The organism is Sulfuritortus calidifontis, from assembly GCF_003967275.1.
In the GTDB taxonomy this organism is placed as follows: domain Bacteria; phylum Pseudomonadota; class Gammaproteobacteria; order Burkholderiales; family Thiobacillaceae; genus Sulfuritortus; species Sulfuritortus calidifontis.
The window spans coordinates 2,220,470-2,241,728 of the sequence record NZ_AP018721.1 but is presented as its reverse complement, the minus strand read 5'-3'; the positions used below and the strand labels follow the sequence as shown (position 1 = coordinate 2,241,728).

The 21,259-nt window shown below is 67.0% G+C and carries 19 protein-coding genes; 8 read left to right on the top strand and 11 right to left on the bottom strand.

The features are described 5' to 3' along the window. Positions 1-50: 50 nt before the first annotated feature. Positions 51-980: an NAD(P)/FAD-dependent oxidoreductase gene (locus EL388_RS11370; protein ID WP_165919134.1), complete on the bottom strand. Its 930-nt coding sequence runs from the start codon at positions 978-980 to the stop codon at positions 51-53. 253 nt (positions 981-1,233) lie between these two features. On the opposite strand from EL388_RS11370, the gene EL388_RS11365 reads away from it, so the two are divergent. Continuing rightward, the gene (locus tag EL388_RS11365) at positions 1,234-2,382 is read left to right on the top strand and encodes a class I SAM-dependent methyltransferase (RefSeq protein WP_126463527.1); all 1,149 of its coding nucleotides are present in this window, start codon (positions 1,234-1,236) and stop codon (positions 2,380-2,382) included. Between the two features lie 530 nt (positions 2,383-2,912). Here EL388_RS11365 and EL388_RS11360 read toward each other — a convergent pair. The 4 genes from EL388_RS11360 to secA all read right to left on the bottom strand — a co-directional run bounded on the left by EL388_RS11360 (position 2,913) and on the right by secA (position 6,951). Beyond that, on the bottom strand, positions 2,913-3,356 hold the full coding sequence (locus tag EL388_RS11360) for a hypothetical protein (RefSeq protein ID WP_126463526.1): 444 nt from the start codon (positions 3,354-3,356) through the stop codon (positions 2,913-2,915). 21 nt (positions 3,357-3,377) lie between these two features. Further along, a complete protein-coding gene (locus tag EL388_RS11355; protein WP_126463525.1) occupies positions 3,378-3,725 on the bottom strand; it encodes a four helix bundle protein in 348 nt (115 codons plus the stop codon). 41 nt (positions 3,726-3,766) lie between these two features. Continuing rightward, positions 3,767-3,994 carry a hypothetical protein gene (locus tag EL388_RS11350; RefSeq protein WP_126463524.1) on the bottom strand — a complete coding sequence of 76 codons (228 nt, stop codon included), beginning with the start codon at positions 3,992-3,994 and terminating at the stop codon, positions 3,767-3,769. 212 nt (positions 3,995-4,206) lie between these two features. Further along, a complete protein-coding gene (gene secA / locus EL388_RS11345) occupies positions 4,207-6,951 on the bottom strand; it encodes a preprotein translocase subunit SecA (protein WP_126463523.1) in 2,745 nt (914 codons plus the stop codon). Positions 6,952-7,027: 76 nt separating this feature from the next. Between secA and EL388_RS14340 the strand changes: the two genes are divergently transcribed. Together EL388_RS14340 and EL388_RS11335 are read left to right on the top strand one after the other, a co-directional pair. After that, on the top strand, positions 7,028-7,468 hold the full coding sequence (locus tag EL388_RS14340) for a DciA family protein (RefSeq protein ID WP_126463522.1): 441 nt from the start codon (positions 7,028-7,030) through the stop codon (positions 7,466-7,468). A gap of 10 nt (positions 7,469-7,478) precedes the next feature. Then, positions 7,479-8,072 (top strand): shikimate kinase, encoded by a 594-nt coding sequence (locus EL388_RS11335; protein WP_126463521.1) that lies wholly within the window; start codon positions 7,479-7,481, stop codon positions 8,070-8,072. Here EL388_RS11335 and EL388_RS11330 read toward each other — a convergent pair. Continuing rightward, complete coding sequence (locus tag EL388_RS11330) at positions 8,063-9,106, bottom strand: VanZ family protein (protein ID WP_165919133.1); 1,044 nt, start codon at positions 9,104-9,106, stop codon at positions 8,063-8,065. The genes EL388_RS11335 and EL388_RS11330 overlap by 10 nt on opposite strands. A gap of 28 nt (positions 9,107-9,134) precedes the next feature. On the opposite strand from EL388_RS11330, the gene EL388_RS11325 reads away from it, so the two are divergent. After that, a complete protein-coding gene (locus EL388_RS11325; RefSeq protein WP_126463519.1) occupies positions 9,135-10,091 on the top strand; it encodes an acetyltransferase in 957 nt (318 codons plus the stop codon). A 411-nt stretch (positions 10,092-10,502) separates the two neighbouring features. Continuing rightward, positions 10,503-10,877 carry an endonuclease domain-containing protein gene (locus EL388_RS11320; protein ID WP_172599400.1) on the top strand — a complete coding sequence of 125 codons (375 nt, stop codon included), beginning with the start codon at positions 10,503-10,505 and terminating at the stop codon, positions 10,875-10,877. A gap of 116 nt (positions 10,878-10,993) precedes the next feature. Here EL388_RS11320 and EL388_RS11315 read toward each other — a convergent pair whose 3' ends face one another. Genes EL388_RS11315 through EL388_RS11305 form a run of 3 tightly spaced genes read right to left on the bottom strand, consistent with a single transcriptional unit; the run spans position 10,994 to position 14,660 of the window. Then, complete coding sequence (locus EL388_RS11315) at positions 10,994-12,436, bottom strand: high affinity choline transporter 1 (protein ID WP_126463518.1); 1,443 nt, start codon at positions 12,434-12,436, stop codon at positions 10,994-10,996. A 27-nt stretch (positions 12,437-12,463) separates the two neighbouring features. Next, positions 12,464-13,978, bottom strand: a complete 1,515-nt coding sequence (ubiB, locus tag EL388_RS11310) for a ubiquinone biosynthesis regulatory protein kinase UbiB (RefSeq protein WP_126463517.1) — start codon at positions 13,976-13,978, stop codon at positions 12,464-12,466. Between the two features lie 19 nt (positions 13,979-13,997). Next, complete coding sequence (locus tag EL388_RS11305; RefSeq protein ID WP_126463516.1) at positions 13,998-14,660, bottom strand: ubiquinone biosynthesis accessory factor UbiJ; 663 nt, start codon at positions 14,658-14,660, stop codon at positions 13,998-14,000. A gap of 70 nt (positions 14,661-14,730) precedes the next feature. Here EL388_RS11305 and mtnA point away from each other — a divergent pair, with 70 nt between their 5' ends. From mtnA to EL388_RS11290, 3 genes are all read left to right on the top strand, one after another. Continuing rightward, complete coding sequence (gene mtnA, locus EL388_RS11300; protein ID WP_126463515.1) at positions 14,731-15,864, top strand: S-methyl-5-thioribose-1-phosphate isomerase; 1,134 nt, start codon at positions 14,731-14,733, stop codon at positions 15,862-15,864. 293 nt (positions 15,865-16,157) lie between these two features. Further along, positions 16,158-16,793, top strand: a complete 636-nt coding sequence (locus EL388_RS11295; RefSeq protein WP_126463514.1) for a class II aldolase/adducin family protein — start codon at positions 16,158-16,160, stop codon at positions 16,791-16,793. A 125-nt stretch (positions 16,794-16,918) separates the two neighbouring features. Beyond that, the gene (locus EL388_RS11290) at positions 16,919-17,440 is read left to right on the top strand and encodes a DUF302 domain-containing protein (RefSeq protein ID WP_126463513.1); all 522 of its coding nucleotides are present in this window, start codon (positions 16,919-16,921) and stop codon (positions 17,438-17,440) included. 46 nt (positions 17,441-17,486) lie between these two features. On the opposite strand, the gene EL388_RS11285 is transcribed toward EL388_RS11290, so the two are convergent. After that, on the bottom strand, positions 17,487-18,203 hold the full coding sequence (locus EL388_RS11285; protein WP_126463512.1) for a gamma-glutamylcyclotransferase family protein: 717 nt from the start codon (positions 18,201-18,203) through the stop codon (positions 17,487-17,489). A 46-nt stretch (positions 18,204-18,249) separates the two neighbouring features. Then, entirely contained in the window at positions 18,250-21,093 is a 2,844-nt protein-coding gene (locus EL388_RS11280) for an adenosylcobalamin-dependent ribonucleoside-diphosphate reductase (RefSeq protein WP_126463511.1), read from the bottom strand. Between the last annotated feature and the right edge of the window lie 166 nt (positions 21,094-21,259).

Below are 21,259 nucleotides of genomic sequence, written 5' to 3'. Positions count from 1 at the left end.
TCCCTTCCCTCGCCCGGCTTCGCCAGCCGCTCCCAGAGGGAGAGGGTTGCTTATCGCGCCTGGCTCAAATCCCGCTCCACCGCGCGCGCCGCGGCCAGGCCCTGGGCGATCGCCGTGGCCACGCTCGGCTGGGGCGAGTCGGTGATGTCGCCGGCAGCGTAGATGCCGGCCACCGAGCTGCGCTGCCAGAGATCGACCACGATGTGGCCGTTTCGGGTGCGGCGCGGGCGGATGCCCTGGTCGAAGCGCTCGACGATCTCGGTGTTCGGCTCATAGCCGTACATCACCAATAGCCAATCGTAGGGCTGTTCGCCCTCCGGCAGGTGCACCCGGACCTGGTCGTCCTGCAGGTGAAAGCCGGTGGGCCGGCACTCCCGGCGCAGGGTCACGGTCGCCTGGCTGGCGCAGGCCTCGCGAAACGGCAGGCGGGCGGAAAACTCGCCCCGGGTGCAGACGGTGACCGTGTTGCCCCGCTCCGAGAGGAACAGGGCGTGGTCCAGGGCATTGTCGCCCCCGCCCAAAATCAGCACCCGGCTGGCACGGATCTCGTCGCGGATGGCAAACGACAGCGGGCCGATGATGACGCGCGGGCTCTGGGCCGCCAGTTCCAGCAGCCTGGGCGTCGCGCGCGGGCGCATGCCGGTGGCCAGCACCACGGCATCGGCCTCGAGGGTGTGCGGCGCCGCGCCGTTCTTCAGTTCCAGCACGAAGCCTTTGCCTTGCCGGTGTACGGCCTGCACTTCGGTATTGCGCAGAAACTGCAGGGGCAGCTCGGCAAAGTGGCGGCTCAGGCGGTCGGTCATCTGCATGCCGGTTTCCTCGGGCGCGCCGAGCAGCCAGAGATGGGGGTGGAAGTTGGTGCGCTGGGCGCCGCCGGCATGGTTGCTGCGCTCGATGACGATGGGCGTGAGCCCGAAGGTCAGCAGGGCATTGGCGCAGGACATGCCGGCCGGGCCGGCACCGATGATGGCGACGTGCATGAAGGAAATTTTACAGGATGCGGCTGGGGTGGGCCTGCCGGCGGAAGTCCCCCTCCTGGCCTCCCCCATAAATGGGGGAGGGGTAACGTTTCCCCCACAAATGGGGGAGGGATAACGGTTTCCCCATAAATTGGGGATGGATAACACCCTCCCCATTCATGGGGAGGGCAGGGGTGGGGAGGGAGGGCAGGGGTGGGGAGCAGGGGTGGGGAAATCTTTGGAGGCGCGGCGTGCGAGCCGCTATGATGCGGCCATGTCCCGCCTGCCCGTCCCCGGTCCCGATGCCCTCGCCCTCAGCCAGGCCCTGAGCCGGCACATCGCCGGGGCGATCGAGGCCGCCGGCGGCTGGCTCGACTTCGCCCGTTACATGGAACTCGCGCTCTATGCCCCCGGCCTCGGCTATTACAGCGCGGGGGCGCAGAAGTTCGGCGCCGCCGGCGACTTCGTCACCGCGCCGGAACTCACGCCGCTGTTCGGCCGCACCCTGGCCCGCCAGGCGGCGGAGGTGCTGGCGCAGACCGGGGGCGAGGTGCTCGAGCTGGGCGCCGGCAGCGGCCGGCTGGCGCTCGATCTGCTGCGCGGCCTGGCTGAACTTGACGCCCTGCCACCGCGTTACGCCATCCTCGAACTCAGTGCCGACCTGCGTGAGCGCCAACGCGCCTTGTTCGCGCGCGAGGCGCCGGATCTGCTGCCACGCCTGCATTGGCTCGACGCCCTGCCGGAACGGTTCTCCGGCGTCGTGCTGGGAAACGAGGTGCTCGATGCCCTGCCGGTGCATCTGGTGCACTATCGGAATGGCATATGGCAGGAACGCGGCGTGATCCAGGCGGGCGAGGCTTTCGCCTGGCAGGACCGGCCCTTGGTCGATGGGGCATTGTTCGAGCTTGCAGACAAGTTGCCTGTCGAGGGCGACTACCTGACCGAGATCAGCCTCGCCGCGCCGGCCCTGATCCGCAGCCTGGCTGCCATGCTGGAGCGCGGCGTGCTGCTCTTCCTCGACTACGGCTTTCCCCGCGCCGAGTACTACCACCCGCAACGCAGCCAGGGCACGCTCATGTGCCATTACCGGCATCAGGCCCATGCCGATCCCTTCGTCCTGCCGGGACTCACCGACATTACCGCCCACGTCGATTTCACCGCCGTGGCCGAGTCCGGCTTCGATGCCGGCCTGAAGCTCTTGGGTTACGCCAGTCAGGCCGGTTTTCTGATCAATTGCGGCATCACCGATCTGTTGCAGGGGCAGTCGACCACCGACCCAGGCTATATCAGGCAGGCGGCCGCCCTGCAGAAGCTGATGTCGCCGGCCGAGATGGGCGAGCTGTTCAAGGTGATCGCTCTCGGCCGTGGCCTGACGCAGCCGTTGATGGGCTTCGTCCGGGGCGACCGCAGTCATGCCCTGTGAATCTCCCCCTCCCAACCTCCCCCATAAATGGGGGAGGGGACTGAAGCTGGGCCTGGTTTGAGCCCCTCCCAACCTCCCCCATAAATGGGGGAGGGGACTGAAGCTGGGCCTGGTTTGAGCCCCTCCCAACCTCCCCCATAAATGGGGGAGGGGACTGAAGCTGGGCCTGGTTTGAGCCCCTCCCAACCTCCCCCATAAATGGGGGAGGGGTCTGAAGCTGGGCTGGGTTTGAGCCCCTCCCGGCCTCCCCCATAAATGGGGGAGGGGACTGAGGCTGGGCCTGGTTTGAGCCCCTCCCGACCTCCCCCATAAATGGGGGAGGGGACTGAAGCTGGGCCTGGTTTGAGCCCCTCCCAACCTCCCCCATAAATGGGGGAGGGGACTGAAGCTGGGCCTGGTTTGAGCCCCTCCCGACCTGCCCCATAAACGGGGGAGGGGACTGAAGCTGGGTCGGGCTTGAGCTTCTCCCAGCCTGCCCCATAAACGGAAGAGGAAGTGCACCCCCTCGCCCATGGGGTGTGGGGCAGTCGCTACTTTCGCCGCTTGCGTGGCTCGTAGTGCACCACGCTGCGCATGATCTCGGAATAGGGCAGCTGCTCGATGCTGCCGAAGCGTGCAATGCCGTCAGCCAGCAGGCCGTGGATGTCGGCCATGTCGCCGCCATCGCCCAGCACCGTCTTCAGTCCCAGTACGCCGCCGCATTGGGCGCGGATCTCCTTGCCGAAAGGCCAGGGCGCGGCCGGGTCGATCTGCAGGGCGAAGCGGGCATTCACATGCAGGGCTTGATGGAAGGCCTTGCATTGCTCATTGGCGGCGTGGTCGGTACAGCTGATCGCCTCGCGCTCGGCCAGCAGCAGCCTTTTGGCCAGCGAGCAGTTGCTGCATTTCGACAGCAGGCCCCGCTCGAACGGGCACTTGATCGCGATGGCCGATTCGCGCGCGTCGCGGTAGGCGTCTTCGTTGTAGCCGGACATGTAGTTGTCAGTTCGCAGCGGTCAGTTTGCAGATTTAAGAGATTGCATCAGGCCGACGATCATTGCGCTGATTTCCTTGGTCTCTGCAATCCAACGGCTCCCCATGTCTTTTGGGATATAGCCGATTTCCATCCCGATATGGATTTGAGTGCGCAATTCCGCGGCCGAACCCTTGGCTATGTCGAGAAACCGGACTTTTTCTTTGTCTGATTCGCGTTCCATGCCCTCTGCGATATTGGACGGAACGGAGAGGCTGGACCTTGTGATCTGATCCTTAAAACCACGGTCACGGCATTCACTGAGCGATTTATACAAATCGGCCGAAAGCCGCGCGGCACGCTGCCAAACGTATAAGTTCTCAAAGGCCATGGTTTGCTGTCGGCTGAAGGCTGTCCACTGGCCACTTGGACTCAATAGTCGTCGCCGGCCAGGGTGGGGTCGAGCTCGCGCGGCTGCGACAGGATGTCCTCGGCCTGCAACTCATTTTCGGCGAAGATCATCTTGATGCTGGTGCCGGTGTTGGGGTCGAGCCGCTTGCGCAGTTCGTTGGCCTTGGCCTTGGCCTCTTTGAAGCTGTCAGCCTGGTCCTGTTTTTCCAGGATGTTGAGCGGGCCGATCTTGTAAATGAAATAGGGCATGGTCGTTCTCCGATAGTTGATCGGAATTGTCGGATATGGCGACGGGTTAGGCAATGTCGTCATTTCCCCACCCCGGCCCTCCCCACAAGTGGGGAGGGAGCATTCCTCCCCCATTCATGGGGTAAGCAGGGCGGGGTTACACCTCCCCCACTAGTGGGGGAAGCAGGGAGGGTTACACCTCCCCCACTTGTGGGGGAGGCAGGGAGGGGGAATCAGGCCAGCTTGCCGTGGCAGTGCTTGTACTTCTTGCCCGAGCCGCAGGGGCAGGGGTCGTTGCGGCCGACCTTGGGAAACTGCCGCTGCACCGGCTGCTGGCCCTGGGCGGCGGGGGCTTGCTCTTCGGCGGCGGCCAGGGCCTCGTCGTAGTCGGCGTGGTGGTACTGCACGTTGTCCAGTTCCGGCGCCTGGGCCGCCACGGCCTCGACGTCCTCGGCGCCCTTGATCTGCACGGTCAGGGTGATCTGGGTCACCTCGCGCGCGATGGTGTCGAGCATGGCCGAGAACAACTGGAAGGCCTCGCGTTTGTATTCCTGCTTCGGGTTCTTCTGGGCATAGCCGCGCAGGTGGATGCCCTGGCGCAGGTGGTCCATGGCCGCCAGGTGCTCGCGCCAGTGATTGTCCAGGGTCTGCAGCAGGATGGCCCGCTCGAAGTGGCGCAGATTCTCGGCGCCGGCCAGGGCCTCCTTCTCGGCATAGGCGGCGTCGGCCGCGGCCAGGATCTTCTCGCGCAAGCCCTCCTCGGCCAGCTTCTCGTCTTCGGCCAGCCACTGCGCGAGCGGCAGGTGCAGCTGGAATTCGGCCGCCAGTACCTGGGTCAGTCCATCCACGTCCCACTGCTCGGCGATGCTGCCGGGCGGGATGAATTCGCTGATCACGTTGTTCAGCACGTCGGCGCGCATGCCCCGGATGCCGGCCGAGACGTCGTCGGTCTCCAGAATTTCGTTGCGCTGCTGGTAGATCACCCGGCGCTGGTCGTTGGCCACGTCGTCGTATTCCAGGAGCTGCTTGCGGATGTCGAAGTTGCGCTGTTCCACCTTGCGCTGGGCCGATTCCAGCGAGCGGTTGACCATGGGGTGTTCGATCGCCTCGCCTTCGGGCATCTTCAGCCGGGCCATGATGGCGCTCAGGCGCTCGCCGCCGAAGATGCGCAGCAGCGGGTCGTCCAGCGACAGGTAAAAGCGCGAGGCGCCCGGGTCGCCCTGGCGGCCGGAACGGCCGCGCAGCTGGTTGTCCACCCGGCGCGACTCGTGGCGCTCGGTGCCGACGATGTACAGGCCGCCGGCGGCGATCACCTGGTCGTGCAGCTTCTGCCAGTCGGCCTTGAGCAGGGCGATCTGGGCGTGCTTGTCGTCCTCCGACAGATTCGGGTCGTTGCGGATCGCCTCCACCTGCTGGGCGATGTTGCCGCCGAGCACGATGTCGGTGCCGCGGCCGGCCATATTGGTGGCGATGGTGATGGCGCCGGGCAGGCCGGCCTGGGCGATCACTTGGGCCTCGCTCGCATGCTGCTTGGCGTTGAGCACCTGATGCGGCAGGCCTTCCTTCTTCAGCAGGTCGGACAGGAATTCGTTGACCTCGATCGAGGTGGTGCCCACCAGCACCGGCTGGCCGCGCGCATGGCAGTCGCGCAGGTCGTGGATCACCGCCTGCCACTTCTCGGCCGCGGTGCGATAGACGCGGTCGGCATGGTCCAGGCGGATCATCGGCTTGTTGGTCGGGATCACCACCGTCTCCAGGCCGTAGATCTGCTGGAACTCGTAGGCCTCGGTGTCGGCGGTGCCGGTCATGCCCGAAAGCTTGGCGTACATGCGGAAATAGTTCTGGAAGGTGATCGAGGCCAGGGTCTGGTTCTCGCGCTGGATCGGCACGCCTTCCTTGGCCTCCACCGCCTGGTGCAGGCCGTCCGACCAGCGCCGGCCCGTCATCAGGCGGCCGGTGAATTCGTCCACGATCACCACCTCGCCGTTCTGCACCACGTAGTGCTGATCCTTGTGGTACAGCACATGGGCGCGCAGGGCGGCATAGACGTGGTGCATCAGGGTGATGTTTGCCGCATCGTACAGGCTGCCGCCGGGGGGCAAGAGGCCGATCTCGGTCAGGATCTGCTCGACCTTCTCGTGGCCCTGCTCGGTGAGCAGCACGGTGTGCGCCTTCTCGTCGACGATGTAGTCGCCCAGGGGGCCGGTCTCGCCTTCCTTGTATTCCTTTTCCTGCCGGGTCAGCCGGGCCGGGATCTGGTTGCACTGCTGGTAGAGGGCGACGTTGTCGTCGGCCTGACCCGAGATGATCAGGGGCGTTCTCGCCTCGTCGATCAGGATCGAGTCCACCTCGTCGACGATGGCGTAGGCCAGTTTGCGCTGCACCCGCTGCGAGGGGTGATAGACCATGTTGTCGCGCAGGTAGTCGAAGCCGAATTCGTTGTTGGTGCCATAGGTGATGTCGGCGGCGTAGGCGGCCTGCTTCTGCTCGTGCGGCATCTGCGGCAGGTTCACCCCGACGGTGAGCCCCAGGAAGCGGTAGATCCGCCCCATCCAGTCGGCATCGCGGCTGGCCAGGTAGTCGTTCACGGTCACGATGTGCACGCCCTCGCCGGTCAGCGCGTTCAGATAGGCGGGCAGGGTGGCCATCAGGGTCTTGCCCTCGCCCGTGCGCATCTCGGCGATCTTGCCGTTGTGCAGGGCCATGCCGCCGATCAGCTGGACGTCGTAGTGGCGCATGCCGTGCACCCGCTTGGCCGCCTCGCGCACCGTGGCGAAGGCCTCGGGCAGCAGGTGGTCCAGGCTGACGCCGTCCTGGTAGCGGCGCTTGTATTCCTCGGTCTTGGCCGCCAGCTCGCTGTCGGACAGGCGCTCGAATTCCGGCTCCAGGGCATTGATCTTGGCCACCACGGCACGGTACTGCTTCAGCAGGCGCTCGTTGCGGCTACCGAATATCTTTTTCAGCAGATTGGGGATCATCGAGGAAAAACGGCCTAAGGCATTGGAAAATCGGCCAATGTTACCATAGCGGTCATTGCCCTTTCCTTACGGCGCCATGCCCCGTCCGCCCGCCCAACCCATCCGCCTGCGCGGCTTGCTCAAGGAAAACGCCGGCCTGGCCGCCCTGCTGCCCGAGGCCGAGCGCCTGCGCGAGCTCAACCGCCTGTTCGCCCGGGCGGTCGGCCCCGCTTTGGCCCGTGCCTGCCGGGTGGCGGCGGTCCAGGACGGGGCCGCCGTGGTCTATTGCGGCAACGGCGCTGCCGCCGCACGGTTGCGGGCCCAGGCCGCCACGGTCTGCCGGGCCCTGGCCACCGGCCCGGTGCCGGTGGGCGAGCTCAAGATCAAGCTGCGGGCCGACTGGGCCCAGGCCCCCCGCCCGGAAAAGCCGGGCATGGGCCAGCAGGCCCTCGCCGCCTGGGAAGAACTCGAATCCAGCGTGGCCGATCCCGAACTCAAGGCGGCGGTCGCCCGCCTGCTCAGGCATCAGCGCGGGTAAAATCGGCGCCATGAACTGCAACGACACCCCCGCCGCGGACGCCCCGCCGGTTCCGGCCAAACCGGCGGCCGCCACCCACAGCATCATCCTGGTCGGCCTCATGGGCGCGGGCAAGACCACCATCGGCCGCCTGCTCTCCCGCCACCGGGAAATGGAATTCGTCGATTCCGACTACGAGATCGTCGCCCGCTGCGGCGTCTCCATCCCCACCATCTTCGAGATCGAGGGCGAGGCCGGCTTCCGCAAGCGGGAATCGGCCATGATCGACGAGCTGACCCAGCGCCAGGGCATCGTGCTCGCCACCGGCGGCGGTGCCGTGCTCGACCCGGTCAACCGCGAACACATGAAGGCGCGCGGCATCGTGGTCTATCTGCACTGCAGCCCGCAGGAGCTGTTCCTGCGCACCCGGCACGACCGCAACCGGCCGCTGCTGCAGACCGAAGACCCGCTCGCACGGCTTCAGGCCCTCTACGCCCAGCGTCATCCGCTCTATCTGGAAGTGGCCGACATCGTGATCGACAGCGGCAAGCAGAGCACCCACTGCCTGGTGCGCCGGCTGGAACAGGAACTGGCCCGGGTCGAGGCCGCCGCCGATCAGGCCTGATCGCGGCGCCAGGCCAGGGCGAGCAGGGTGGCCAGGGCGAGATAAGGCCAGAGCGAGGCGGTGAGGTCAGCCAGGCCGACGATGTTGAACGGGTTCGACGTCGGCAGCAGCAGGTACTTGGCCAGGGTCAGGCGCAACAGCACCACCGTGCCCAGGAGCGCTGCCGCCGTCACCCGGCGCTGGCGCGCGGCCGGCGGCAGCAGCAGGAACCAGTAGGCGGCGATAAAGCCGCCCACGGTCTCCAGCGACAGCACCCCGCCCAGCACCCCGAAGCGCAAGAGCAGCAGGGCGACGAGCACCTTCAGGGCGAAGGCGCTGAGAAACAGCAGGGCGAGCGCTCCGGCATAGCGGCCCGGCTGCAGCAGGCTGGCGGCGAAGCTGCCGAGCACCGCCATCTCCAGAAAGACCGCCAGCAGCCAAGGCCAGTTCGGCTTGGCGAGGGCCAGGCCGGCCTCGATCGGACGCAGGTACAGTTCCACCCAGCCCATGGCCGGGAAGGGCATCAGGCTGAACTGGGCGAGCGGCCAGAGCAGCAGCAGGATCAGCCCGGCATTGCTCGCCGCACCCGGCAGGAACCAGCGCTCGCGCCAGCGCAGAAACAGCTCCAGCCAGGCCAGCCAGCGCCGGTGCTGGCGCGCGGCGAGGGCGCCCAGCCAGCCGCCCAGACCGTTCAGGGCGATGTCGAGATTGGAGGCGTTGCGGCTGGGCAGCAGGGTCTGCAGGTTTTCCAGGACGAAGCTGTAGCCCAGGCAGAGCAGGCTGGCCAGCAGCAGGCCGTGGCGCCGGCTGTGGGAGCGCGCCAGCAACAGCGCCAGGGCGTAGCCGAGCGGGGTGTAGGCCAGCAGGTTGGTGGTCAGATCGGTGCGGGTGATGAAGCGCGGCAGCGCCGCGACGAGAAAACCCGGCGACCACTCGCCTGCCGGCAGCCAGGGGCCGAAGGGATGCAGGCTGCCATAGAGAATCAGTGCCGCATAACTCAGCAGAAACAGGGCAAGGCCGCGGCGTTGCAGTAAAGTGGCGAGCGTGGCGTTCAAGGTGTGAATTCGAAAGGCTCCAACCAGCATGTTATACGATGCCTTCAACGGCGACGCGGACGGGATCTGCGCCCTGCTGCAGCTGCGCCTGAGCCAGCCGGCCGCAAGCCAGTTGGTGACCGGGGTCAAGCGCGACATCGGCCTTTTGGCACGGGTGTCGGCCGGGGCCGGCGATGTCGTCACCGCGCTCGACATTGCCGTGGCCCGCAACCGGGCAGACCTGGACCGCCTGCTGGCGGCGGGCGCGCGGGTACGCTGGTTCGACCATCACAACCCGGGCGAGCTGCCGACGCACCCCAACTTCGAGCCGCACATCGACCAGGCGGCCGACATCTGCACCAGCCTGATCGTCGATCGCCAGCTCAATGGCGCCCAGCGGATCTGGGCGGTGGTCGCCGCCTTCGGCGACGGCATGGCCGACAGCGCCCGGCGCGTCGCCGCGACCCTGGAGCTGGATACCCCCCGGCTGGACCTGCTGCGCGAGCTGGGCGAGTGCATCAACTACAACGCCTACGGCGAGACCGTGGCCGATCTGCACTTCCCGCCGGACCAGCTCTACCGGCGTCTGCTGGCCTATGGCGAGCCTTTCGCCTTCATCGACGCCGCCCCGGAATTCCAAGCATTGAAGCTGGGCTATGCCGAGGACATGGCGCAGGCGCGCAATCTCGTGCCGCACGAGGTGCGTCCCGGCGGCGCGGTCTATCTGCTGCCGGACGCGGCCTGGGCGCGCCGGGTGTCCGGCGTCTTCGCCAACGAGCTGGCCCAGGCCCATCCCGAGCGGGCGCACGCCCTCATCAGCCGGGCGAGCCAGGGGCATTACGTGGTGAGCGTGCGCGCGCCGCTCTTGCACCGGCAGGGCGCCGATGCCCTGTGCCGGCAGTTCGAATCGGGCGGCGGCCGGGCCGGTGCCGCGGGCATCAACCGCCTGCCCGAGTCGGAGCTGGACCGGTTTGTCCGGGCTTTCTATGCGGCGTATGGGGGGTGATCCCCCTCCCGGCCTCCCCCATAAATGGGGGAGGGGTCTGAGGCTGGGCTGGGTTTGAGCCCCTCCCGGCCTCCCCCATAAATGGGGGAGGGGTCTGAGGCTGGGCTGGGTTTGAGCCCCTCCCGGCCTCCCCCATAAATGGGGGAGGGGTCTGAGGCTAGGTCTGGATCGAGCCCCTCCCGGCCTCCCCCATAAATGGGGGAGGGGTCTAAGGCTGGGCTGGGTTTGAGCCCCTCCCGGCCTCCCCCATAAATGGGGGAGGGGTCTAAGGCTGGGCTGGGTTTGAGCCCCTCCCGGCCTCCCCCACGAGTGGGGAGGTGCAAAACTCCCTCCCCACTTGTGGGGAGGGCAGGGGTGGGGACGATCTTCTTGCTTCTTGCGAAGCTGCCAAGGCCAGAGAAAAATTCAGGCATGCCCCACCCCATCACCCTCAAGGCCCGGCGCCTGCGCAGCAATATGACCGAGGCGGAACAGCGCCTATGGCGGCATTTGCGCGGCGGTCAACTTGGCGTGGCCTTTCGCCGGCAATATCCCGTTGGTCCTTATGTGGTGGATTTTGCCTGTGTGCCTTTGAAGTTGCTCATCGAGCTGGACGGCGGGCAGCACATGGAGGCGCAGGCCTACGATCAACGACGTGACGCATGGCTGCGCGGCAAGGGTTTTCATCTGATGCGCTTTTGGAATCACGATGTGATGCAAAACATCGATGGCGTGGTGGAAGCGATCTGGCGGGAGGCTATGGCGCTGCGGAGCGGGGAGTTCTCCCCCTCCCAACCTCCCCCATAAATGGGGGAGGGGTCTATGGCTGGGTCTGGTTTGAGCCCCTCCCCCCCCCCCATCAATGGGGGAGGCGCAGGGCTCCCTCCCCACTTGTGGGGAGGGCAGGGGTGGGGAAATCGGTTTTACGAAGACGCCATCTTCGCGGCGTGCGGCGGCCGGCTCGTGAGCGAGCCGATCACCATGCCGACGAGGCTGAGCAGGAAACCCACGAACTGGGGCGGGACTTCGTTCTCCGGCGCGAAGAACTCCAGCGGCAGCCAGCCGGCCAGGCCGAACAGGATGGCCAGATAAGCGCCTTGCGTGGTGGCACGCTTCCAGTAGAGGCCGGCCACCAGCGGCACGAAGGCGATGACCAGGGTCACCTTGTAGGCGTTCTCCACCATCTTGTGGATGCCGGTCTCCTTGTTCAGGGCCCAAAGGGCATACAGCGTCACCAGCACGGCGAAGCCGCCGACCACCCAGCGGGTCAGCACCAGCAGCTTCTCGTCCGGCAGGTGCCGGCGCCGGGTGATGAAATCCTTGATCACGTTCTCCGAGAGGGTCACCGATGGGGCGAGCAGGGTGCCGGAGGCGGTGGACATGATCACCGCCAGCAGGGCGCCGTAGAAGATCACCTGGGCGACAAGCGGCATATGCCCGGTGACCAGATTGGGCAGGATCTTCTGCGAGTCGTCCGTCAGCAGCTGGCCGGTCATCGCCGGGTCGATCAGGTTGGCCGAATAGGCCAAAAACAGCGGCACCGCGGCGAACAGGAAATAGGCGACGCCGCCGAGCACCGTGCCCCAGACCGCCACGTTCTCGTTCTTCGAGGAGTTGGCGCGCTGGAACACGTCCTGCTGGGGGATGGAGCCGAAGCCCATGGTCAACAGGCCGGAGATGAAGGCGACCATGGCCACGGCGTTCATTTCCGGCCAGAAGTGGAACTTGTTGTTCTGCGCCGCATGCTCGATCACCGGCGCGACGCCGCCGGTCATGTCGGAAACCAGCCAGGCGATGTAGAACAGGCCGAGCACGATGATGATCATCTGGAAGAAGGTGGTGATCGCCACCGACCACATGCCGCCGTACAGCGTGTACATCAGCACCACGGCGGCGCCGATCAGGATGCCCTGGGCCTGCGTGATCTGGCCCTCCGACAGCACGTTGAACACCAGGCCGAGCGCGGTGATCTGGGCCGAGACCCAGCCAAGATAAGACAGCGCGATGGCGATGCCGGTGACCACCTCGACCTTGCGGTCGTAGCGCTGGCGGTAGAAGTCGCCGATGGTGAGCAGGTTCATGCGGTAGAGCTTGCGGGCGAAGAACAGGCCGAACAGCACCAGGCACAAGGAGGCGCCGAAGGGGTCGGAGATCAGGCCGCCCAGGTCCTCCTCGAGGAAGGTGGCGGGGATGCCCAGCACCGTCTCGGCGCCGAACCAGGTGGCGAAGACCATGGCCATCACCATGTACAGCGGCAGCGAGCGGCCGGCGGCGATGTAGTCCTTGGCGTTGTGCACGCGGGTCGCGGCATAGACGCCGAGGCCGATGGACACGACCAGATAGAGAATGACGAAGCCCAGCAGCATCCTGTCCCTCCGAAGATCAGCGAATGTTCAGTGGATGGCGTTCCAGATCAGGCTGGCCGCCAGCAGGGCGGCGATGATGGTCAGCCAGCGGTTGCGCCGGCGCTGTTCCGCCAGCATCAGCATGAAGCCTTGTTCCAGCCTTTCCATGTGCTCGCCGCGCAGGGCCTGGTGCGCCAGGCGTGGCAGTTGCGGCACCACCGTGCCCCAATAGGGGAATTCGTTCTTGAACGTGCGCAGCCAGCCGCGCCAGCCGATCTGCTCGCTCATCCAGCGCTCGAGGAAGGGCTTGGCCGTGGCCCACAGGTCGAGGTCCGGGTCGAGCTGGCGGCCCAGGCCTTCGATGTTGAGCAGGGTCTTCTGCAGCATCACCAGCTGCGGCTGCACCTCCATGCCGAAGCGGCGCGAGGTCTGGAACAGGCGCATGAGCACCTTGCCGAACGAGATCTCCTTGAGCGGCCGGTCGAACACCGGTTCGCACACCGCGCGGATGGCGGCCTCGAACTCGTCCACCCGGGTCTCCTTCGGCACCCAGCCGGCGTCCCAGTGGGCCTGGGCCACGCGCCGGTAGTCGCGGCGGAAGAAGGCGAGGAAGTTCTGCGCCAGGAAGTTCTTGTCGGTGTCGTTGAGCGTGCCCATGATGCCGAAGTCGAGCGCGACATACTTGCCGTCGTCCTGCACCAGGATGTTGCCCGGATGCATGTCGGCATGGAAGAAGCCGTCGCGGAAGACCTGGGTGAAGAAGATCTCCACCCCGGCGCGGGCCAGCTTGGGGATGTCGATGTTGCGCCGGCGCAGCTCGTCGATCTGCGAGATCGGCACGCCGTCCATCCACTGCATCACCATCACTTCCGGGGTGCAGTAGTCCCAGTACACCTCGGGCACGGCGAGCAAGGGCGAATGCTCGAAGTTGCGTCGCAGCTGGGAACAGTTGGCCGCCTCGCGGATCGGGTCGAGTTCGTCGTCCAGGTGCTTGGCGAACTCGGCCACCACCTCTTTCGGCTTGAGCCGCTTGCCGTCCGACCACAAGGCCTCCAGCAGGCCGGCCGCCACCCTGAGCAGGGCCAGATCGTTGCGGATCACGCCGTGGATGCCGGGGCGCAGCACCTTCACCGCCACCGCCTCGCCGGTCTTGAGCCGGGCACGATGGACCTGGGCGACCGAGGCCGAGGCCACCGGCGTGCGCTCGAACTCGGCGAAGACGTCGTCGACCTCGCGCCCGTAGGTGCGGCGCAGCACGGCCAGGGCCTGCTCGGAAGGGAAGGGCGGCACCCGGTCCTGGAGCGCCGCCAGCTCGTCGGCGATGTCGAGCGGGATCAGGTCGCGCCGGGTGGAGAGCATCTGGCCGAACTTGACGAAGATCGGGCCCAGGGCCTCGAGCGCCAGGCGCAGGCGCACCGCGCGCGGCTGGCTGAAGCGGCGCCAGAAGAAGAGCAGCCGCATCGCCCAGCGCACCAGCTTGACCCGCTCGTGGCCGAGGAAGAACTCGTCCAGCCCGTAGCGGGCGGCGACGAACCAGATCTTGGCGAGTCTCAGCAGGCGCATAGACATCCAGCGTGCGTTGTTATATCCCCCTCCCTGCCTCCCCCACGAATGGGGGAGGTGCGGAGTCTCCCTCCCCGCATGCGGGGAGGGATGGGGTGGGGAGTTCTTTTGCCGAAATGGATTGTTCCAGCAAAGCAAGCCGCGCCTCCAGCCGGGCGGCATCGTCGCGCAGCCGGTCCACCTCCTGCACGAATTCGGCCACCGCCGCCTTGCCCGCCAGGGCGCCGGCCTCGTGCACCAGATACTCGGCAAGGGATTGGGCCGCGCGCTCCCGCGCCTTGACCTGCCACGCCTGCAGCGCGCTCGCGCCATCGGCCAGCCGCGCGGCCAGGATGTTGCCCAGATAGGGGCGCAAGGCGAGGGCGAGGTCGATCGCTTCGAAGGCATGGCGCAGGTCGGCAGCCAGTAGCCCGTCGCCGCTGGCCTGCGCCTCGCTGATGGCCTGGCGCTCGCCGGCGAGCAGGCGCAAGAGCAGGGCGGGCGTGAGCCGGATCTCGGTCGCGATTTCGGCGCCTTCCGGTGCGGCCGCGAGATTGCCGGCTTCATCGATCTGCGCCGTGAGGATCGGCGCGATCAGCGTGAGGCGAAGACACTTGCCCACGTGCCGGGCGAGCAGGGCGCGCGCCGCCGGCTGGTCGGCCAGCAGGCGATGGAGCACGGGGATCAGGGGCGCGGACAGCATGGCCGCGATTGTACCCGCTTGCCGGAACCGACGCGTATCCGTACCCTCGGACCATTCCAAGGAAGAAACCATGCGTGTCCACGGCATTCCCACCCGCACCATCCAGCCTCTGGCCGATGGTTCCGCGGTCGAGATCATCGACCAGACCCGGCTGCCGCATCGCTACGAGATCAAGCGCCTGGCCAGCTGGCAGGAGGCGGCCGAGGCGATCTCGGTCATGCGCGTGCGCGGCGCGCCGCTGATCGGCGCCACCGCCGCCTATGGTCTGGCCCTGGCCTGCCAGGCCGACACCAACGACACCGCCCTGCACGCCGCCGCCGCCGGCCTGATCGAGACCCGGCCCACCGCGGTCAACCTGCGCTGGGCGCTCGAGCGCATGCTGAGCCGGCTGCTGCCGCTGGCGCCCGGCCAGCGGCGCGAGGCCGCCTGGCACGAGGCCGCCGCCATCTGCGAAGAGGACGTGGCGCAGAACCAGGCCATCGGCCGTCATGGCCTGGAGATCATCCGCGCCATCCACCAGCGCAAGGGCGGCGCGGTCAACCTCATGACCCACTGCAACGCCGGCTGGCTGGCCACGGTCGACTGGGGCACCGCCCTGGCGCCGGTCTATGCCGCGTTCGAGGCCGGCATCGCCCTCGACGTCTGGGTCAGCGAGACCCGGCCGCGCAACCAGGGCGCCGCGCTCACCGCCTGGGAACTCGAGCAGCACGGCGTGCCGCACACCGTGATCGCCGACAACGCGGCCGGCCACCTCATGCAGAAGGGCGAGGTCGATCTCATCATCGTCGGCGCCGACCGGGTGGCGGCCAACGGCGACGTCGCCAACAAGATCGGCACCTATCTCAAGGCCCTGGCCGCGCGGGACAACGGCGTGCCGTTCTATGTCGCGGCGCCCGGCCCCAGCATCGACTTCCGGCTCGCCAGCGGCGCCGGCATCCCCATCGAGCAGCGCGCGGCGCGCGAGGTGACCCACATCGCCGGCCGCGACGTCGAAGGCGAACTGGCCGAGGTGCAGCTCACGCCCGATGCCAGCCCGGCGCTCAACCCCGCCTTCGACGTCACCCCGGCCCGGCTGGTGACGGGGCTGATCACCGAGCGCGGGGTGTGCGCGGCGAGCACGGCGGGCTTGCGCGGGTTGTATCCTGAGGAAGGGGCAAACTTCATCCCCCTCCCGACCTCCCCCATAAATGGGGGAGGGGTCTAGGGCTGGGCTGGGTTTGAGCCCCTCCCGACCTCCCCCATAAATGGGGGAGGGGTCTGAAGCTGGGCTGGGCTTGAGCCCCTCCCGGCCTCCCCCATAAATGGGGGAGGGGTCTGAAGCTGGGCTGGGCTTGAGCCCCTCCCGGCCTCCCCCATAAATGGGGGAGGGGACTGAGGCTGGGCCGGGTTTGAGCCCCTCCCGACCTCCCCCATTATTGATGGGGGAAGAATTGCACCCTCCCCATTTATGGGGAGGGCAGGGGTGGGGACGGTTTTAGACCTAATGAGACGGGTGAAATGAACCAAAGCGATCTGCGGCAACAAGTAGTCACCACCGCCCGGCTCAGCGTCGAGCGCGGCCTGAACCAGGGCAGTTCGGGCAATGTCAGCGTCCGCTGTGGCGATGGCATGCTCATCACCCCGAGCGGCCTGGCCACCGATGCGCTCGGCGTGAACGACATCGTCTATGTCCCGTTCGAGGGCGCGCCCGAGGGCGACCTGGCACCTTCCAGCGAGTGGCGCTTTCATCGGGATATCTATTTGCATCGGCCGGAGGCGCAGGCGGTGGTCCACGCCCATTCGCCCTTCGCCGTTTCGCTCGCCTGCCTGCGCCGGGGTATCCCGCCTTTCCACTACATGGTGGCGGTGGCCGGCGGTAGCGACATCCGCTGCGCCGACTACGCCACCTTCGGCACCCAGGCGCTGTCCGACCATGTCCTCGAAGCCCTGAAAGACCGCAAGGCCTGCCTCATGGCCAACCACGGCCTGGTCGCCTTCGGTGACACGGCCGAGCGGGCGCTCTACATCGCGCTGGAGGTCGAGGCCCTGTGCGAGCAGTACTGGCGCGCCTCGCTGCTGGGCCAGCCGGTGCTGCTGACCGAGGCCGAGATGGCCGAGGTGATCGAGCGGTTCAAGACCTACGGCAAACGCTGACCGGCTGTCTGGCCGTGCATTGCCTGGCAATGCGGCTATGCTGGTACTTCGGACCCAGGGTGTTCCCGGGGCCGCCTTGTTAAAATAAGCTTTTGTTTTTTCAGGTAATTGCCGCGAGAGTTCTTATGCAAACCCATTTCAAATCGCTGCTGGCCGCGGTCGTGGCCCTCGTCGCCCTGGGCGCATCTGCTGCCTGGGCCCAGAAGGGCAACGGTCAGGCCATGAACATCAGCCAGACCGTGGTCAAGATGCGCATCGCCGACAACGTCAGCCTCGACGATGCGGTGGAATCGATGAAGCTGCGCGGCAACGCGCTGAACATCAAGCTGGTGGCCGAGTTGCCGCTGTCCAAGCAGGTCGAGGCCATGACCGGCAAGCCCGTGCGACGCGTGGAGATCTACCAGTTCTGCGACGCCCTCACCGCCAAGCAGATGGTCGACTTCAGCATCGACTTCGCCGCCTACCTGCCCTGCCGCATCGCCCTGGTCGAGGACGACAAGCAGCCGGGCCGCGGCTGGCTGGTGATGATGGACCTCAACATGCTGATCAACGCCGCCAAGCTCACCCCCGAGATGAAGGCCAAGGCCATCGAGGTGCGCGACACCCTCGAGAGCATCATGAAGGCCGGCGCCAACGGCGATCTGTAATGCTTCGTCGCGATAAAAAAGGCCGGGCGAGCCCGGCCTTTTTTATTTATTCGATGCGAATCGCCCTGAACTGATCCGGCAGCTTGCGTTGCAGCAGGGCGTCGATCGCCCCGGCGTTGGGCTGGTGCGCGAACGGCCGGCGCGGATGGATGCGGTCGTTCACCCAATGCCGCGACCAGCCGGCCGTGCTGTCCACGCATTCCTCGGTGAAGCCCGCGAGCTGGTGCTGCCGCTCGATCTGCAGACAGCCGCCCAGAAAGATATCGACGTAGGACTGCACGATGGGAAAGCGTCTGTCCGGCGGCGCAGTCCGCTCGGGCCGGTTCAGATAAAGCCACAGCTCGCCTTCGGGCAAGGTCCCGGTCAGGGGCGTGACCTGCGCGGGCGCCAGCGCCACCCGACAATAGCCGGCCTCGCGCGCATCCAGGTTGGATAGTTCCGTCTCCTCCGCCAGGGCGAACAGCACCGCGTTCATGCGGGCCGCCTTGTCCTGGCTCACGCCGAGAAAGGTGGTGCCAAAGCCGACCGGCGCGCCCCGGGCGATCCAGGCGCGGCGAAAGCCCTGCACGCGAACGGGCAGGGCGCTCTTGGCGCCGGGGGCGGTGCGCAGGCGCGAGGCTTCCTCCATCAGGCTGCCGTAGCCGACGAGGTATTGCGGCGTGCCGGGCGTGGGCAGGGGGTGGCAGTCGTCGGCGGCTAAGGCGTTGCCGGCGAGCAGACACAGCAACCCGAGCCCGAACCGCAGTTTATGGCGCCAGGTCATCGTGCGGTCCACCCGGCGGCTCGATGGCTGTTGGGCCAACCGGGGCTCAGCCGCACGTCCCCACCGCGCCGCACGCCGTGCAGAAGTCGCAGCCGTCCTTCTTGATCACGGTGTCGTTGCCGCATTCCTTGCAGGTCTTGCCTTTCATCACCGGTACGCTGGTGGCGGGGGCGCCGGTTTCCGGCACTTCGAGGATACCCATCTGTTTGACCGGGTAACCCTCCTCGGTCAGGATGCCGAGCATGGCGTAGCGGTGGATGATGAGCCGGGCGACGTAGGCGATGGTGGAGGGCCAGGTCTGGCTCTTTTCGCTGCCGGGCACCTTGGCCATGAAGTCGCCCAGGGGCTCGGGGTAGTCGAGCAGCTTTCTCAGCTTCATGCCGATCCAGGCCGGGTCGAGCACGCGCATGTCCAGGCTGAGCAGTTTGCACAGGCCGTCCAGGGCGCGCGGGTATTCGCCGGAGAGCCAGACGGAATAGGGGCGGTTCACGCCGTCGGGCAGGGTGATTTCTTTCAGGCCGACCACGAAGTCGTCGCCGGCGGCGGGGTTCAAGACGTCCACGGTCCAGGACAGGGTGCCGTCGGTGCCGGTCTTGGGCTCTTTCAGGCTGAACAGGGCGTCGAGCACGGGGGTCGGGCCGTCGACGTCGAGGGCGTGCAGCTCGTCCAGGCGCCAGCGCACGATCTGGGCGAAGGCGGAGACGATGCTGGGCACCTGGCGCGGCTCGCCGTCGGGCGGCATGGGAATGGCGCAGCTGTCGTCGCCTCTTGTTTTCGCGAGGGTGTCGAGTTTCAGTTTCAGCCAGGCGCGGTCGTTGGCGCGCATGTCCATGGACAGGGTCTTGGCCAGGGCGCCGATGCCGCGCGGTTGCTCGGCGCCGTTGGCCCAGACTTCGAACGGGAAGGCGCGGCCGCCGCCGTTGACCACGTGGCCGACGAAGATGGCGAAGCTGCCATGGCTGCACTCGATCATGTAGCTCCAGGCCGGGTTACCGCCGGGCAGGCGGGGCCGGCCGGGCCACTTGAGGCTGTCGAGCACGGGGGCGGGGATGCTCTTGATCTCGATCCGGCGGTTGACGTCGGCGGTGACGAAGTCCTGCGGCGCGGCCTTGGCCGGCTCGACCGAGAGCACGCTGCCGAGCACGGCGTTGGGCCGGTAGGTGGCCAGGCCCTTGAGGCCGGCCTTCCAGGCGGCGAAATAGAGGTTCTCGAAATCGACATAGGGGTAGTCCTCCGGCACGTTCACCGTCTTGGAGATGCTGGAGTCGATGTAGGGCGCCACGGCGGCCACCATTTCCATGTGCTCGGTGGCCGAGATCTCCAGCGCGGTGACGAAGGCGGGCGGCAGGTGCTCCATGTCGCCACCCTGCTCGCGGTAGACGCGGTAGGCGTGGTCCTCGACCTGGTGTTCCTTGATGCCGCCGTCGGCGGTGCGCTTCTTGCGGGTGTAGGCCCAGGAGAAGGGCGGCTCGATGCCGTTGCTGGCGTTGTCGGCGAAGGCGAGCGAGATGGTGCCGGTGGGCGCGATCGACAACAGGTGCGAGTTGCGGATGCCGTGGCGGCGGATCAGGTCCTTGATCTCCTGCGGCAGCCGGCTGGCGAAGCTGCCGCCCGAGAGGTAGAGGTCGGCGTTGAACAGCGGGAAGGCGCCGCGCTCGCTGGCCAGGTCGACCGAGGCCCGATAGGCGGTGTCGCGCATGAACTCGGAGACCTTGGCCGCGAAGCTGCGCGCCTCGGCGCTGTTGTAACGCAGGCCGAGCATGACCAGGGCATCGCCCAGGCCGGTGTAGCCGAGGCCGACCCGACGCTTGGACTGCGCCTCCTGGTGCTGCTTCTCCAGCGGCCAGGCGGTCAGCTCGAGCACGTTGTCGAGCATGCGGATGGAGACCGACACCACCTTGCCGAAGGCCTCGTAGTCGAAGTCGGCCTCGTCGGCGAAGGGATACTTCACGAAGCGGGTGAGGTTGATCGAGCCCAGACAGCAGCAGCCGTAGGGCGGCAGCGGCTGCTCGGCGCAGGGGTTGGTCGCCTCGATGGTCTCGCAGTAGTTGAGGTTGTTGTCCTTGTTGATGCGGTCGAGGAAGAGCACGCCCGGCTCGGCATGGTCGTAGGTCGAGGCCATGATCTGGGTCCACAGGTCGCGCGCGCGGATCTTGCGGTAGACCCACATGCCATCCTCGCGCTGGTAGGCGCCGGCGGCCTTCTGCTCGTCGATCGGCTCGGCGCGGTGGACCAGCTCGGCCTCGGTGTCGTCGGCCACGGCCTGCATGAAGGCGTCGGTGACGGCGACCGAGATGTTGAAGTTCTTCAGGTCGCCCTTGTCCTTGGCGTGGATGAAGTCCTCGATGTCCGGGTGGTCGCAGCGCAGCACGCCCATCTGGGCGCCGCGCCGGCTACCGGCCGATTCCACGGTCTCGCAGGAGCGGTCGAACACCCGCATGTAGGAGACCGGGCCGCTGGCGCGCGAGTGGGTGCCCTTGACCAGGGCGCCCTTGGGCCGGATGGTGGAGAAGTCGTAGCCGACGCCGCCGCCGCGGCGCATGGTCTCGGCCGCTTCCTGCAGGGCGGCGTAGATGCCGGGCCGGCCTTCCGATTCGCCGGAGATGGCGTCGCCCACCGGCTGGACGAAGCAGTTGATCAGCGTGGCCTGCAGGTCGGTGCCGGCGGCGGAGTTGATGCGGCCGGCGGGGATGAAGCCCGCCTCCATCGCCTTGAGGAAGAGGTGTTCCCAGATGGAGCGCTTCTCCTTCGCCTCCACCGAGGCCAGGGCGCGGGCCACGCGCTGGCGGACATCGGTGACGGACTGCTCATTGTCCTTGGCGTATTTCTCCAGCAGCACCTCGCGAGAGATGTCCTGCTCCTCCAGTTCCGGGAATAAGGCGTTTTGCATCACTGTCTCCTGTTGTGAGCTAGGCGGCGGGGCCGCGGATAAATCACTATATCTAGCGTTTATCGGTGAACATTAGCACTAAATAAAACCCCCGCCTAGGCCAGGGAATTGACCTCGGTCAAGCCGAATGCATTTTGAGTATATGCTCCTTGGGGCGGGGGTGCCG

What these genes read in the sequence shown, in the direction of transcription:
- EL388_RS11355 (WP_126463525.1), bottom strand. Translation starts at nt 3,725, where the DNA reads ATGGCCTTTGAGAACTTATACGTTTGGCAGCGTGCCGCGCGGCTTTCG.
- EL388_RS11285 (WP_126463512.1), bottom strand. Translation starts at nt 18,203, where the DNA reads ATGACCTGGCGCCATAAACTGCGGTTCGGGCTCGGGTTGCTGTGTCTG.
- EL388_RS11295 (WP_126463514.1), top strand. Translation starts at nt 16,158, where the DNA reads ATGAACCAAAGCGATCTGCGGCAACAAGTAGTCACCACCGCCCGGCTC.
- EL388_RS11290 (WP_126463513.1), top strand. Translation starts at nt 16,919, where the DNA reads ATGCAAACCCATTTCAAATCGCTGCTGGCCGCGGTCGTGGCCCTCGTC.
- EL388_RS14340 (WP_126463522.1), top strand. Translation starts at nt 7,028, where the DNA reads ATGCCCCGTCCGCCCGCCCAACCCATCCGCCTGCGCGGCTTGCTCAAG.
- EL388_RS11320 (WP_172599400.1), top strand. Translation starts at nt 10,503, where the DNA reads ATGCCCCACCCCATCACCCTCAAGGCCCGGCGCCTGCGCAGCAATATG.
- ubiB (WP_126463517.1), bottom strand. Translation starts at nt 13,978, where the DNA reads ATGCGCCTGCTGAGACTCGCCAAGATCTGGTTCGTCGCCGCCCGCTAC.
- EL388_RS11280 (WP_126463511.1), bottom strand. Translation starts at nt 21,093, where the DNA reads ATGCAAAACGCCTTATTCCCGGAACTGGAGGAGCAGGACATCTCTCGC.
- EL388_RS11350 (WP_126463524.1), bottom strand. Translation starts at nt 3,994, where the DNA reads ATGCCCTATTTCATTTACAAGATCGGCCCGCTCAACATCCTGGAAAAA.
- EL388_RS11305 (WP_126463516.1), bottom strand. Translation starts at nt 14,660, where the DNA reads ATGCTGTCCGCGCCCCTGATCCCCGTGCTCCATCGCCTGCTGGCCGAC.
- EL388_RS11335 (WP_126463521.1), top strand. Translation starts at nt 7,479, where the DNA reads ATGAACTGCAACGACACCCCCGCCGCGGACGCCCCGCCGGTTCCGGCC.
- EL388_RS11325 (WP_126463519.1), top strand. Translation starts at nt 9,135, where the DNA reads ATGTTATACGATGCCTTCAACGGCGACGCGGACGGGATCTGCGCCCTG.
- EL388_RS11360 (WP_126463526.1), bottom strand. Translation starts at nt 3,356, where the DNA reads ATGTCCGGCTACAACGAAGACGCCTACCGCGACGCGCGCGAATCGGCC.
- EL388_RS11365 (WP_126463527.1), top strand. Translation starts at nt 1,234, where the DNA reads ATGTCCCGCCTGCCCGTCCCCGGTCCCGATGCCCTCGCCCTCAGCCAG.
- secA (WP_126463523.1), bottom strand. Translation starts at nt 6,951, where the DNA reads ATGATCCCCAATCTGCTGAAAAAGATATTCGGTAGCCGCAACGAGCGC.
- EL388_RS11315 (WP_126463518.1), bottom strand. Translation starts at nt 12,436, where the DNA reads ATGCTGCTGGGCTTCGTCATTCTCTATCTGGTCGTGTCCATCGGCCTC.
- EL388_RS11370 (WP_165919134.1), bottom strand. Translation starts at nt 980, where the DNA reads ATGCACGTCGCCATCATCGGTGCCGGCCCGGCCGGCATGTCCTGCGCC.
- mtnA (WP_126463515.1), top strand. Translation starts at nt 14,731, where the DNA reads ATGCGTGTCCACGGCATTCCCACCCGCACCATCCAGCCTCTGGCCGAT.